General features: G+C 70.9%; 9 protein-coding genes and 1 riboswitch. Of the genes, 4 read left to right on the top strand and 5 right to left on the bottom strand.

The genetic code is table 11. The annotated features are described in order from the left end of the window. Positions 1-117 precede the first annotated feature (117 nt). Entirely contained in the window at positions 118-1,410 is a 1,293-nt protein-coding gene (locus ABZ016_RS05120) for a PspC domain-containing protein (RefSeq protein WP_356915177.1), read from the top strand. Then, the gene (locus ABZ016_RS05115; RefSeq protein WP_356915176.1) at positions 1,407-2,150 is read left to right on the top strand and encodes a response regulator transcription factor; all 744 of its coding nucleotides are present in this window, start codon (positions 1,407-1,409) and stop codon (positions 2,148-2,150) included. The genes ABZ016_RS05120 and ABZ016_RS05115 overlap by 4 nt, the downstream gene beginning before the upstream one ends. 49 nt (positions 2,151-2,199) lie before the next feature. Here ABZ016_RS05115 and ABZ016_RS05110 read toward each other — a convergent pair whose 3' ends face one another. After that, positions 2,200-3,267: an NlpC/P60 family protein gene (locus ABZ016_RS05110; RefSeq protein ID WP_356915175.1), complete on the bottom strand. Its 1,068-nt coding sequence runs from the start codon at positions 3,265-3,267 to the stop codon at positions 2,200-2,202. A 424-nt stretch (positions 3,268-3,691) separates the two neighbouring features. Between ABZ016_RS05110 and ABZ016_RS05105 the strand changes: the two genes are divergently transcribed. Next, a complete protein-coding gene (locus ABZ016_RS05105; RefSeq protein ID WP_356915174.1) occupies positions 3,692-4,045 on the top strand; it encodes a hypothetical protein in 354 nt (117 codons plus the stop codon). Here ABZ016_RS05105 and ABZ016_RS05100 read toward each other — a convergent pair. Then, the gene (locus ABZ016_RS05100) at positions 4,023-4,958 is read right to left on the bottom strand and encodes a tellurite resistance/C4-dicarboxylate transporter family protein (RefSeq protein ID WP_356915173.1); all 936 of its coding nucleotides are present in this window, start codon (positions 4,956-4,958) and stop codon (positions 4,023-4,025) included. The genes ABZ016_RS05105 and ABZ016_RS05100 overlap by 23 nt on opposite strands. A gap of 159 nt (positions 4,959-5,117) precedes the next feature. Beyond that, complete coding sequence (locus ABZ016_RS05095) at positions 5,118-6,287, bottom strand: NlpC/P60 family protein (RefSeq protein WP_356915172.1); 1,170 nt, start codon at positions 6,285-6,287, stop codon at positions 5,118-5,120. An 8-nt stretch (positions 6,288-6,295) separates the two neighbouring features. Then, positions 6,296-6,450: riboswitch (cyclic di-AMP (ydaO/yuaA leader) on the bottom strand. A 304-nt stretch (positions 6,451-6,754) separates the two neighbouring features. Between ABZ016_RS05095 and pcrA the strand changes: the two genes are divergently transcribed. Then, on the top strand, positions 6,755-9,235 hold the full coding sequence (gene pcrA / locus ABZ016_RS05090) for a DNA helicase PcrA (RefSeq protein WP_356915171.1): 2,481 nt from the start codon (positions 6,755-6,757) through the stop codon (positions 9,233-9,235). A 52-nt stretch (positions 9,236-9,287) separates the two neighbouring features. Here the strand turns inward: pcrA and ABZ016_RS05085 are convergent, their stop codons facing one another. Together ABZ016_RS05085 and ABZ016_RS05080 are read right to left on the bottom strand one after the other, a co-directional pair. After that, positions 9,288-10,913 (bottom strand): M23 family metallopeptidase, encoded by a 1,626-nt coding sequence (locus ABZ016_RS05085; protein WP_356915170.1) that lies wholly within the window; start codon positions 10,911-10,913, stop codon positions 9,288-9,290. Between the two features lie 139 nt (positions 10,914-11,052). Further along, the gene (locus tag ABZ016_RS05080; RefSeq protein WP_356915169.1) at positions 11,053-11,928 is read right to left on the bottom strand and encodes an alpha/beta fold hydrolase; all 876 of its coding nucleotides are present in this window, start codon (positions 11,926-11,928) and stop codon (positions 11,053-11,055) included. Between the last annotated feature and the right edge of the window lie 485 nt (positions 11,929-12,413).

The following is a 12,413-nucleotide window of genomic DNA, read 5'->3' as shown; positions in this document are numbered from 1 at the left end:
ATATCGGCCCTGAGGGACGGCTCGGGAAGCGTTCGACCGGACGGTTTCCGGAGATCAGGGGAGTCTCCGGGGCCGACCCTGATGCTCCCCTCTTCCGGCCGTGTGACCATCAATGGCATGTCGGAAGCCGCAGCAGCGCCACTCGCCGAACCGCGGCCGCCGCGCAAGCTCTACCGCAGCAGTGACGGACGCTGGCTCGGTGGGGTGGCGCGGGGGCTCGCCGGGCACCTCGGGCTGCCCGTGATCTGGGTTCGGCTCGTCTTCGTCGGCCTCTTCATGGCCGACGGCCTCGGTGCGCTGCTGTACGCCGCCTTCTGGTTCTTCGTCCCGCTCGGCGTCGGCGGAGTCGAGACGCAGAAGCCGCCGTCGCTGGTCACCTCGGAGACCTCGCCGGACGGCCGCCGCAGACTCGTCGCCCGCAGACCGGACAAGGGCCAGATGGTGGCCCTGCTCCTCATGGTCGTCGTGGCCATGGTCTTCGTGGGCAACGTCAACCTCAGCGGCGGGGCCAGGGCCTACCTCTGGCCGGCCGTGCTCGTCGGCGCGGGCGTCGCCCTGGTCTGGCGGCAGGCGGACAACGCCCGCCGGGCCCGCTGGGTCGAGGTGGGCCGCCGACGGCGCACGGTCACGCTGCTGCGCGCCGTGGGCGGAGTGCTGCTGGTGACGGCCGGTGTCTCCGGCATCTTCGTCATGCAGGGCTCCGCCGCTCACCTCGGCTCCGTCCTCCAGGCGGCGCTCGCGGTCCTCGTCGGTATAACGCTCCTCGCCGGGCCGTATCTGGTGCGTATGACGCAGGACCTCTCCGAGGAGCGCCTGATGCGTATCCGCGCCCAGGAGCGGGCGGAGGTCGCGGCCCATGTGCACGACTCCGTACTGCACACGCTCACGCTGATCCAGCGCAACGCGGAGAACGCGAACGAGGTGCGCCGCCTCGCCCGCGCCCAGGAACGTGACCTGCGCACCTGGCTCTACAAGCCCGAGGGCACCGGCAAGGACGAGGCCGACGAGCCCACCACCCTCGCCGACGCCGTGCGGCGCAACGCGGCCGAGGTGGAGGACAAGCACGGTGTGCCCATCGAGGTCGTGGTCGTGGGCGACTGCCCGCTCGACGAGAGGGTCGGCGCACAGATGCAGGCCGCGCGAGAAGCGATGGTGAACGCCGCCAAGTACGGTGGCGAGGGCGGCGCCGTACAGGTCTACGCCGAGGTCGAGGGGAAGACGGTCTTCGTGTCCGTCCGGGATCGCGGCCCCGGCTTCGATCTCGACTCGATACCCGCCGACCGGATGGGTGTCAGAGAATCGATCATCGGCCGCATGGAGCGCAACGGCGGCACGGCGCGGCTTCGCGCGGTGCCGGACGGCGGCACGGAGGTCGAGCTGGAGATGGAGAGGGCGGAGAAGACGTCATGAGCGACCCGACCGAGGCGAACGGTACGGCGGGATCGGCGGAGGGGGCCGGGCCCGTGGACGCGGGCGGCGGCACCGGCGGGCGTCGCGTGCGCGTGGTCCTCGTGGACGACCACCGCATGTTCCGCACGGGGGTCCAGGCCGAGATAGGGCAGACCGAGCAGACCGGTGTCGAGGTCGTCGGCGAGGCAGCGGACGTCGACCAGGCGGTCACGGTCATCACGGCGACCCGGCCCGAGGTGGTTCTCCTCGACGTGCACCTGCCCGGTGGCGGCGGCGTCGAAGTGCTGCGCCGCTGTGCCGCGTTGATGGCCGACGCCGAGCGCCCCGTCCGTTTCCTCGCCCTGTCCGTGTCGGACGCGGCGGAGGACGTGATCGGCGTGATCCGCGGCGGGGCCCGTGGGTACGTCACCAAGACGATCACCGGTACGGATCTCGTCGACTCCGTCTTCCGGGTGCAGGAGGGCGACGCGGTCTTCTCGCCGCGGCTGGCCGGGTTCGTCCTCGACGCCTTCGCCTCCACGGACGCGCCGCCGGTCGACGAGGACCTGGACCGCCTGACCCAGCGCGAGCGGGAGGTGCTGCGGCTCATCGCCCGGGGCTACGCGTACAAGGAGATCGCCAAACAGCTGTTCATCTCGGTGAAGACGGTCGAGTCGCATGTCTCGGCGGTCCTGCGCAAGCTCCAGCTCTCCAACCGGCACGAGCTGACGCGGTGGGCGACGGCGCGACGGCTGGTGTGAGGCGTAAGCCCGGGCATCTGCTGTCGGCCGGTCACGGGCGGCGGCCCTCTCACACCACCCGGGTGGCGCCCACGAACGGCATCTCGTCGAGCGGGGCGACCCGTACCGGGGCGGAGGGATTCGGGGCGTGGATCATCCGGCCGTTGCCCACGTAGATGCCGACGTGGCTGATGCCGGCGTAGTAGAACACGAGGTCACCGGGGAGGAGTTCGGAGCGGGAGACCCGGCGTCCGGCGTCGATCTGGGAGTACGTGGTGCGGGGCAGCGAGACGCCCGCGGAGCGGTAGGCGGCCTGGACGAGGCCCGAGCAGTCGAAGGCGTTCGGGCCGGTCGCGCCCCAGACGTAGGGGCTGCCGAGCTTCTGATGGGCGTAGGACACGGCGGCGGCCGCACGGGAGTTGGGCGCCTGGGACGCGGCGGATCCAAGGGCCGTGAGGGTGTCGCGTGGGCCGGTCGAGGAGCGTGAGGCGCGGTCCGTGCCCGGCGCCTCACCGATCCTGGAACGTTCCTGCGCGCTGAGCCGGGACAGCAGCTGCCGTGCGGAGCCCAGTTTGGCGCTGATCGTCTTCTTGTGCCGTTTCAGCTCCTGCTGCCGCGACTTCAGCGAGGTCAGCTCGATGTGGGCGGCCCCGCGCAGCTGCTCGATCTCGCGGAGCTGCTCGCGTACGCGCGCGACGGCGGCCTTCTGCCGGTTGCCGGTCCGCTCGACGAACTCGGCGTTCTCGAGGTACCGGTCGGGATCGTCGGACAGGGCGAGCCGCAGCGCGGGGTCGAGGCCGCCTTCGCGGTACTGCGCGGCGGCGACGGAACCCAGGGCCTCGCGGGCCGTGTTGAGCCGGTCCTCCTTGCGGGCCGCCCGGTCCTGGAGGTCCTTCAGCCGCTGTCCGGCCGCCTCGGCCTTCTCCTGCGCGCCGTTGTACTTCTCGGTGGCGGCCTCCGCCTCCCGGTACAGCTCGTCCACCCGGGACTTGACCTGACCGGGAGTGAGCTGTGGCTCGGCGTGTCCGGTGCCGTCGAAGCCCGTCGCGGTCGCCGCGCCGGCGAGGGCGATCGTGGCGGCCGTACGGGCCGTGTTGCCGCTCGCCGAGCGCTGGCGGGGCTTGCGGTGCGCTGCCACCTGAAGGCCACGTCCTTTCCTCGACCGCCGGTGGGTGCGTGCGGCCGCCTGGGGGAGCGGACGGGCGGCCTGCGCGTCCGGCGACGGCCCGCACAGGGGAAGCGGACCGCCGCCGGACCTTCTCGGCGGTGGTGCCCGACTGCCGCCCCTGGCCCGGGCGGCGGTGGGGAGCCGGTCACCTGGAGGAGGACGCTAAACCTCGCCGCGGTGGGCCGGTGGCGGGTGCGCGGAAGTGTCCCGAGAGGACCGACGGTGACCGTATGTGGTCGCGATCTCACCCCGGCGCCGCCGCCTTGACTCAGCGTGATGACCGATGCGCCGAAACCACGGGCGAAGGACGGCGGCCGGGTGCTATGGGGCGCATATATGCAGGAGACGGGCCGGTGTCGGGCGGCTCCTGGGCCCCTCATTAGGCTCCGGCCTCATGGACATACTCATCCACCTCGTCGTCGGCCTCCACATCATCGGCATCGCGTCGCTCCTGGGCGGTTTCCTCACCCAGATGAAGGCGATGGGCGAGGGCACCGCCCGCTACGCCCCCGCGATGCTGCACGGCGCGCTGACGATGCTGGTCACCGGGGTGATCCTGGTCGGCCTCAACCAGGCCGACGACCAGTCCGTGAACAACGTGAAGATCGGCGTGAAGCTGGCCCTGCTGATCGTGATCCTCGGCCTGGTCTACGTGAAACGGGACGACGAGAAGGTGGACAAGGGCCTGTTCGGCCTGGTCGGGGCGCTGACCGCGGCGAACGTCTTCATCGCCGTGCTCTGGACCTGACCCCGCCGGGCCGGTCGCCGGCCCGGGCCGAGTCAACCGTCCAGGCGGCGCACCCGAGCCACGCCGCCACCGCGATCCACAACAGTGCCTCCCCCAGGTCGTCCAGCCACGTGACGTCGAGGGCGGCGGCGACGGCGAGGGTGGCCGTCGCCGACGCGGCCGCGCCGAACACGGTCGCCCAGCGCCGCACGTCGTAGCGGTGCCGGGGCCACACGACTTCGGCGACGACCAGGGCGACACAGCAGGTCAGTGCGAGCACGAGCAGCGTGACGGTGGTCGTGCGCAGGACGCTCCGGTTCTCGTCGTTCCACAGATACAGGCGTGCGCTGTCGGCGCTGAGGAGCTTCGCCCCGGCGAGGGCCGAGACGGCGAGCGCGCCGCCGCCCAGCCAGTGGTCCCCGGCCCCCCTGGCCACCTGTCGCGGGTCTGAACGGGGCAGAGCGAGGCCGCACAGCAGCAGCCCTAGCCAGAAGACCACCAGGGCCGCCTGAGCGAGCCAGGCCGCCGACGCGGCCGCGGCGAGCGTGGCGGCGAGCACGGCGAGCCCCTGGGTGACCACACAGCGCAGGAACGCGGTTCCGCCCCGCTCCTTGTCCTCTACGACGAGCAGCGCGGCCCAGAGCACGGCGGAGACCGCCAGCAGCGCCTCGGCGAGCGCCTCCCGGCCGGCCGCGGAGAAACCGGTGCCGAGGAGGGCGGTCGACGCCAGGACCGTGACCGCGACAGGCGTCTCCGTCCGCCAGGTCGTCCGCCGGAGGACATCCGCGACCGACACCAGCCAGGCCCCGCAGGCCAGGAGGAGGGTGATACGGGAGAGGACCTCGTACCCCGCCGAGTCGAGACCGACCGACAACGTGCCGGTCGCCAGCGCGTACATCGCCCACAGGGTGGCGAAGGGGGAGGGACCGGACATAGCGCCGATGCTAGGCAGCGACGCGCACGTTACGAGAGGGGCACGCGCGCGTGCCCCTCAAAAACGTGGGAGACCTCTCGGGCCGGGACCTCCGGGACCTCCGGGACCTCCGGGACCTCCGGGGCCTCTGGGGTCTCTGGGGTCTTTCGGGCCGGACCCTCAGGCCGGCCGCACCACGCTGTGGATCGCCGACGCGCCGTCGTAGTAGATCGACTCCTCGCGCACGTAGGCGCCGGGCTTCGGGGCGTGGATCATCATGCCGTTGCCGATGTAGATGCCGACGTGGGTGACGTCGTCGTAGAAGAAGACCAGGTCACCGGGGAGCGCCTGGGAGACGGGGACCGTGGTGCCGGCGTTGACCTGGTCGTAGGTCGTGCGCGGCAGGGTGACACCCGCGGCCTTCCACACGGCCTGGGTGAGGCCGGAGCAGTCGTAGGAGCCGGGGCCGACGGCTCCCCACACGTACGGCTTGCCGATCTGGGCGCGGGCGAAGGCGAGCGCCTTGTCGGCCTTGGTGGCGTACGAGGAGTCGGCGGGGGCCGAGGAGGAGGACGAGTCCGAGGACGACGAGGTACCGCTCTCCTGCTGCTGGGCGGCGGCCTCCTCCCGCGCCTTCTGCTGCGCCGCCTGCTGCCGGGCCAGCTCTTCGGCCTTGCGTGCGGCCTCTTCCTGCTTCTTCTTCTCGATCGCCGCGAGCCGCGCCTTCTCCTCGGCCGTCAGCTTCGACAGCAGGTCGCGGGCGTCGGCCAGCTTCCGCTGGACGGTGGACTTGGCCGTCTTCAGGTCGCTCTGCGACTCGGTGAGCGTCTCGAGGCTCTCGGTGGCCTCCTTGCGCTTCTTCATCGTCTCGGACTGCTGGGTGACGAAGTCGTCGACCGCCACCTTCTGACGGCCGGTCATCCGGTCCATCAGCTGGGTCTGGTCGAAGTAGTCCTGCGGGGTGTCCGCCAGCAGGAACGTCGCCGTGTCCGGGGCGGAGGCGCCGGTGCGGTACTGGGCCGCGGCGAAGGAGCCGAGCTCCTCGCGGGCCTCGTTGAGCTTCTGGGTGCGCTGTGCCACGTCGTCGAGGAGGGTGTCGACGCGCTTGCGCTGTTTGGTGGTCTTCTCCTTGGCCGAGTTGTACTTCTCGGTCGCCGACTCGGCCTGGCGGTACAGGTCGTCGACCTTCTTCTCGACTTCCTCGAGGCTCGGCTTGTCGTCGGCCTCGGGGGCGGCGTTGGCCGACTGGGACAGCAGGGCCACGGAGGTGAGGGCCGCCGTCGCGAGGGCGGGGGTCCGTATGCCTGCTACGCGCGTACCAGAGGGACGCGACTTGCGGTGCGACGCCAAGGGAGGCGACTCCTTCCGTGCTCCGCCTACCGGGTTAGCTGTCGGGTTCGGGCGGGTGGTTCGGAAGGGTTGCCCTACGGCCATCCCCGAAGGGGTCGGGCCGATTCACCCCAAGGTCTCGGTGGGTCCCCGGCTCCGGCTGCCGCTACGGCGCGCCGGACTCGGCGGAGGCCGCGCGGCCCGGCGACGTTCGCCGGTGGGGGTCGTACGGCCTGCCCGCACGGTAGCCAACTCGTGTGGCCCTTGTGAAGGTTGATGGGTGATATGCCCGATACATTTTCGTGACCTTATCCCGGAGCGTTGCTGAAAGTGATCTACTCGTGAGGATTGATCGTCAATCGTCCGGAATTATGCCGATCGTCGCGGGGCGTGATCGCCCGGTCCTGAAGGGTGACGGGCGGGTCGTTCCGGCGATGTTCTCAGGGCGGCGGCGGGCTGTCAGTGGGGCGCCCTAGACTCGGAGAGCGATGAGCAGCCTCTTTGACGACAGCTTCCTGGCGGACCTCCAGGCCCAGCGGGGCCCCGCGGACGAGCCCCCGCCGCCGCCCGAGGGCGATCACGTACCGGAGCCGGTTCCGGACGATCTGTTCGGCGGGAAGTTCGACGTACCGCCGGACCGGGACACGTACTACCGGGACGGCGCCCCCCGCCCGGTGGTGGACACCGCCGCCCTCCTGGAGGGGCTGAACGACAACCAGCGCGCCGCCGTCGTCCACTCCGGTTCCCCGCTGCTCATCGTGGCCGGTGCCGGCTCCGGCAAGACCCGCGTGCTCACGCACCGCATCGCCCACCTGCTCGCCGAGCGGGACGTCCACCCGGGCCAGATCCTCGCGATCACCTTCACCAACAAGGCCGCGGGCGAGATGAAGGAGCGCGTCGAGCAGCTCGTGGGCCCGCGCGCGAACGCGATGTGGGTGATGACCTTCCACAGCGCGTGCGTGCGCATCCTGCGCCGGGAGAGCAAGAAGCTCGGTTTCACGTCCTCCTTCTCGATCTACGACGCCGCCGACTCCAAGCGTCTGATGGCCCTGGTCTGCCGCGATCTGGACCTCGACCCCAAGCGCTTCCCGCCGAAGTCGTTCAGCGCCAAGATCAGCAACCTGAAGAACGAGCTGATCGACGAGGAGGACTTCGCCGCCCAGGCCACCGACGGCTTCGAGAAGACCCTCGCCCAGGCCTACGCCATGTACCAGTCGCGACTGCGCGAGGCCAACGCCCTCGACTTCGACGACCTGATCATGACGACGGTCAACCTGCTGCGCGCCTTCCCGGACGTCGCCGAGCACTACCGCCGCCGCTTCCGGCACGTGCTGGTGGACGAGTACCAGGACACCAACCACGCCCAGTACGCCCTCGTCCGGGAACTCGTCGGCACCTCCGAGCATCCCGTCGACGTACCGCCGGGACCGGATGACGTACCGCCCGCCGAGCTGTGCGTGGTGGGTGACGCCGACCAGTCGATCTACGCCTTCCGCGGGGCGACGATCCGCAACATCCTCCAGTTCGAGGAGGACTACCCGGACGCGACGACGATCCTGCTCGAGCAGAACTACCGCTCCACGCAGACCATCCTGAGCGCCGCCAACGCGGTCATCGAGCGCAACGAGTCCCGCCGCCCCAAGAACCTGTGGACCAACGCGGGCACCGGTGCGCAGATCACCGGGTACGTCGCCGACACCGAGCACGACGAGGCGCAGTTCGTCGCCGAAGAGATAGACCGTCTGACCGACGCGGGCGAGGCGAAGGCGGGCGACGTCGCCGTCTTCTACCGCACCAACGCCCAGTCCCGTGTCTTCGAAGAGATCTTCATCCGCGTCGGACTGCCCTACAAGGTCGTCGGCGGTGTCCGCTTCTACGAACGCAAGGAGGTCCGGGACGTCCTGGCCTACCTGCGCGTGCTGGCCAACCCGGAGGACTCGGTGCCGCTGCGCCGGATCCTCAACGTCCCCAAGCGGGGCATCGGCGACCGTGCAGAGGCGATGATCGACGCCCTCTCCCAGCGCGAGAGGATCAGCTTCCCGCAGGCCCTGAAGCGCGTCGACGAGGCGTACGGCATGGCCGCGCGCTCCACCAACGCGGTCAGGCGGTTCAACGCGCTGATGGAGGACCTCCGCACGATCGTCGAGTCCGGCGCCGGACCGGCCACCGTGCTGGAGGCCGTGCTGGAGCGCACCGGGTACCTCGCCGAGTTGCAGGCCTCCACCGACCCGCAGGACGAGACCCGGATCGAGAACCTCCAGGAGCTCGCCGCCGTCGCCATGGAGTTCGAGCAGGAGCGCGGCGAGGACGAACAGCCCTCCCTTTCGGACTTCCTCGAGCAGGTCGCGCTGGTCGCCGACTCCGACCAGATCCCCGACGAGGAGGACGGCGACGGCGTCATCACGCTGATGACCCTGCACACCGCCAAGGGCCTGGAGTTCCCGGTCGTCTTCCTCACCGGCATGGAGGACGGCGTCTTCCCGCACATGCGCGCCCTCGGCCAGACCAAGGAGCTGGAGGAGGAGCGCCGCCTGGCCTACGTCGGCATCACCCGTGCCCGGGAACGGCTGTACCTGACGCGGTCGACGATGCGCAGCGCCTGGGGCCAGCCGTCGTACAACCCGCCCTCCCGGTTCCTGGAGGAGATCCCGCCGGCCCACATGGAGTGGAAGCGGACCGGAGCGACCGCGCCCGCGTCCTCCGGGCCGGTCTCGGCGGTGGCGGCCTCGCTGTCGTCGTCCCGCTCGCGTTCGTCGGCCTCGGGCGCCTCCGGTTTCGCCACTCGCCGGACCTCCGAGAAGCCGGTCGTGGCGCTGGCGGTGGGCGACCGCGTCACACATGACCAGTTCGGGCTCGGAACCGTCGTCGCGGTCAAGGGCACGGGCGCGAACGCCGAGGCGACGATCGACTTCGGGGACACCAAGCCGAAACGGCTGCTGCTGCGGTACGCGCCGGTGGAGAAGCTCTAGCCCGGTCGGATGCCGGCCCCCGCTCGCACACGCGGCGGGGGCTGCTGAGACGTTACGTCGGGTCGACGCCGTGGCTGCGCAGCCACGGGAGCGGGTCGATCGGTGAGCCGCCGGCCGGGCGCACCTCGAAGTGCAGATGAGGGCCGGTCGAGTTGCCGGAGTTGCCGGAGCGCGCGATCGGATCGCCGGCCTTCACGGACGTACCGGAGGGGACCGTGTAGGTGGAGAGGTGGCAGTACCACGTCTCCGTGCCGTCCTTCGCGGTCAGGATCAGCATGTTGCCGTACGCGCTGTTCCACTGGGTGCGGACGGTGCCGTCGGTCGCGGCCATCACGGTCGTGCCGTACGAGACGGGGAAGTCGATGCCGGTGTGCAGGGACATCCAGTTGATGCCGGACTGGCCGTACTGAGCGCTGAGTCCGTGGCGGGCGACCGGCATGGCGAACTTCGGGCGCAGCCGCTCCTTGCGGGCCGCCTCCTCAGCCGCACGCTTCCGCTCCGCCGCCTGCTGGGCCTTGAGGTCGATGCGCTCCTGCGTACGGCTGGCCCGGTCGGCGAAGTCGTCGGCTCCGGCGGAGAGGCTCTGCAGCTGGGTGTCGAGCTTGTTGTTGGCGGCGGCCGGTTTGACCGGCTGCGCGTCCGCCGCGGTCGTGTGCGCCTCCGCGGCGCTGTCCTCGGTGAGGCTGCCGACGGAGGCCGCGGCGATCCCGGCGACGCCCATCACGCACGCGGAAGGCACCGCGATGGTCATCAGCGCCGAGCGCTTGGGGGGCGTACGGCGGCGGGAACGGGACGCGGCGCGGGAGGCCGCCCGTGAGCCCGGGGGCGGGGAGGCCTCCTCCTGGCCGTCCAGGAGGGGGGCCACGGTGGGCAGTTCACCGGTGGCCGCCGGCTCATCGCCGTCCGTGGCGGGGTCGAGGTGGAGGGCGCCGGTGGATTCGTCGTAGCCGACCTGCTCGAACGTCGCGGTCTCGTGCTGGTCGAAGGTCTCGCCGTGCTGCTCGTACGCCTCGGGGGCCGTCGCGGCGGTGCCGTCGGAGTTCCACTGGGTGGCGTCGTAGGCGCCTGTGTCGAAAGCCTGCGTGCCCCAGTCCCACTGCTGGGTCTGGTCGGCCGGGTTGCCGGACTGGTCGGGCTGGTGCCAGGCGCCGGTGTCCCACTGCCCGGTCGCGTCCGGGGAGGAGGCCTGCGGCGGGATGACCGAGAGCGGCTGCCCTGTCGTCCAGCTCGTCGTGTCGTACACGCCGGTGTCGTAGGCGGCGTGGTGCTGGGCCGCGTACGCGTCGTAGTGCACGTTCTCGTGGGTGCCGGTGGGCCAGTGGCCGGTGTCGTACGAGCCCGTGTGCTGACCGCTGTCCGGCAGATCGCCGAAGAGGGGGTCGGCCGCGAAGGTCGCGGTGGTGTGGCCGGTGGCGGTGGCGTCAAAACCGGTGGCGGCGTAGTCGCCGTACGTGGTGAAGTCGCCGTACTGGGCTTCCTGGGTGCCGTACGACGCATAGTGCGCCGGGTCGGCGTCGGAAGCCGGAGCCGGGGTCATGGTCCCCGACGGGTGACGGTCGTTCACCAACTTCTCTTTCGCCTCGACAACAGGGGCTGCCAGAGCAGTGCGGCGACTGTACCCGGCGGTACGCGGGCACGACAATCTTCGGCAGGTTTCGCGCGCGCAGGAAACGGGCATTCGGCCGTGTTTTGGCGGACTGCGGGCACGGGTTTGGCCCTGTGTTCGAAGTTTGTTCGACGTTGATCGGGGCTTCGGCACTGAAGGTCGGTTGTACGACGAGTTCCTGCGGCGGGACGTGGACGGTTTCAGGCCACCGTCACGCCACCGTCAGGCCGTCGGTGTGGCCGTCGGTGTCGCCGGTGGACGGTTCCCCCGGGTGGGCCGTGTCGAGGACCTGTCGTATCCCGTTGGCGACGGTGGGGTGCACGGGCAGGGCGAGGTGGCCGATGCCGGTCACGTGCACGTTCTGCGCCGTCAGATCGGGATGGTCGATGCGGGCCGTCTCCACCGGGTCCATCACGGTGTCCAGGTCGCTCCAGAAGCTGACGAAGTGCGTACGGCAGCCCGGGGCCGGTTGAGTGAGCTCCTCGAGCACCGGTGAGCCGGGGCGCATCTGGCGCACGATGGGGTGCGCGTCGGCCAGGGGCACCGCTCGGGTTCCGGAGTGCGGCGTGCCGAGCGTGACCAGGGTCCGGACGCGGGCGTCCCCGCCGAGCCGCTGCACGTAGTAACGCGCTATCAGGCCGCCGAGGCTGTGCCCGACGACGTCCACTCGCTCGGCGCCGGTGCGTTCGCAGATCTCCTCTATGTGCCGGCCGAGCAGCTCGGCGGCGATGCGCAGATCGCAGGTCAGCGGCGAGTAGTTGAGGGACTCGATCCGCTGCCTGCCGTGCTGGGCGAGGCTGCGGCGCAGCAGGACGAAGACCGAGCGGTTGTCGATGAAGCCGTGCAGCAGGACGACCGGGGGCTTGGCCTCCGTCGGAAGTTGGGCGGTGCCGTCCGTGGGCAGTGCCGGGGCGGGGACCCGTCGCTCCTGGGTGATGCCGGAGGGATAGAGGAGGAGATGCCCGGCCAGGATCGCGACCTCCAGGGCGGTGGCCTTCAACAGCGCCATGGAGAATCCGGCCGGCCGGCTCGGCAGCAGGCGCCGGCAGAACGGGAGAAAGGGCAGAACGGCCCCGGTGACCTTCATGGCCGACCTCCTGTCGGCACGCGGGAGGGCAGCCGCCCCCCGTGTGCCCTCGTGGAAAGCAGCTGCGAAGACGGCCGACGACGACCGCGCGAGCGACGTGAGCCGCGGGGACGGAGCGCGGCGTGTGGCGTGTGTGACGCCAGTGATGCGACGGGGTCCCCTGTCGGCGTGGTGACGAGGTTCCCCGCTGTTGCGCCGTGCCTGCCCTGCGTGCTGCTGTGCGTGCCCTGCGAGTCCCGCGTGCCCTCGCCGAAGTGCCGTACCGCCGCTGTGCGTGGTGGGTGGGGCGGTGGTAGGGCGACCTCGTCGCGGCTCCCGTTGCGCTCGGTTCCGCTGCGGTTCGGGTGCCGCGGATGGGTGCGGCTCCCCTGCCGCGAAAGCTCGGAACGATGCGCGGCGAACGTGTCCCTGCGTGTGATTTCCCCCTCCCTCCGCACCGCGAAACTGCCGGTTACGGGATCCTGGAGATAACGTTCGTTCACTTG

This window comes from Streptomyces sp. NPDC006372, assembly GCF_040612515.1.
Taxonomy (GTDB): domain Bacteria; phylum Actinomycetota; class Actinomycetes; order Streptomycetales; family Streptomycetaceae; genus Streptomyces.
The sequence above is the reverse complement of the archived record's forward strand: the minus strand, read 5'-3'. Positions and strand labels throughout refer to the sequence as shown.

Excerpts from the sequence above, each read along its gene's own strand:
- ABZ016_RS05120 (WP_356915177.1), top strand. The coding sequence starts at position 118 with ATGTCGGAAGCCGCAGCAGCGCCACTCGCCGAACCGCGGCCGCCGCGC.
- ABZ016_RS05115 (WP_356915176.1), top strand. The coding sequence starts at position 1,407 with ATGAGCGACCCGACCGAGGCGAACGGTACGGCGGGATCGGCGGAGGGG.
- ABZ016_RS05105 (WP_356915174.1), top strand. The coding sequence starts at position 3,692 with ATGGACATACTCATCCACCTCGTCGTCGGCCTCCACATCATCGGCATC.
- ABZ016_RS05100 (WP_356915173.1), bottom strand. The coding sequence starts at position 4,958 with ATGTCCGGTCCCTCCCCCTTCGCCACCCTGTGGGCGATGTACGCGCTG.
- pcrA (WP_356915171.1), top strand. The coding sequence starts at position 6,755 with ATGAGCAGCCTCTTTGACGACAGCTTCCTGGCGGACCTCCAGGCCCAG.
- ABZ016_RS05085 (WP_356915170.1), bottom strand. The coding sequence starts at position 10,913 with ATGCCCGTTTCCTGCGCGCGCGAAACCTGCCGAAGATTGTCGTGCCCG.
- ABZ016_RS05080 (WP_356915169.1), bottom strand. The coding sequence starts at position 11,928 with ATGAAGGTCACCGGGGCCGTTCTGCCCTTTCTCCCGTTCTGCCGGCGC.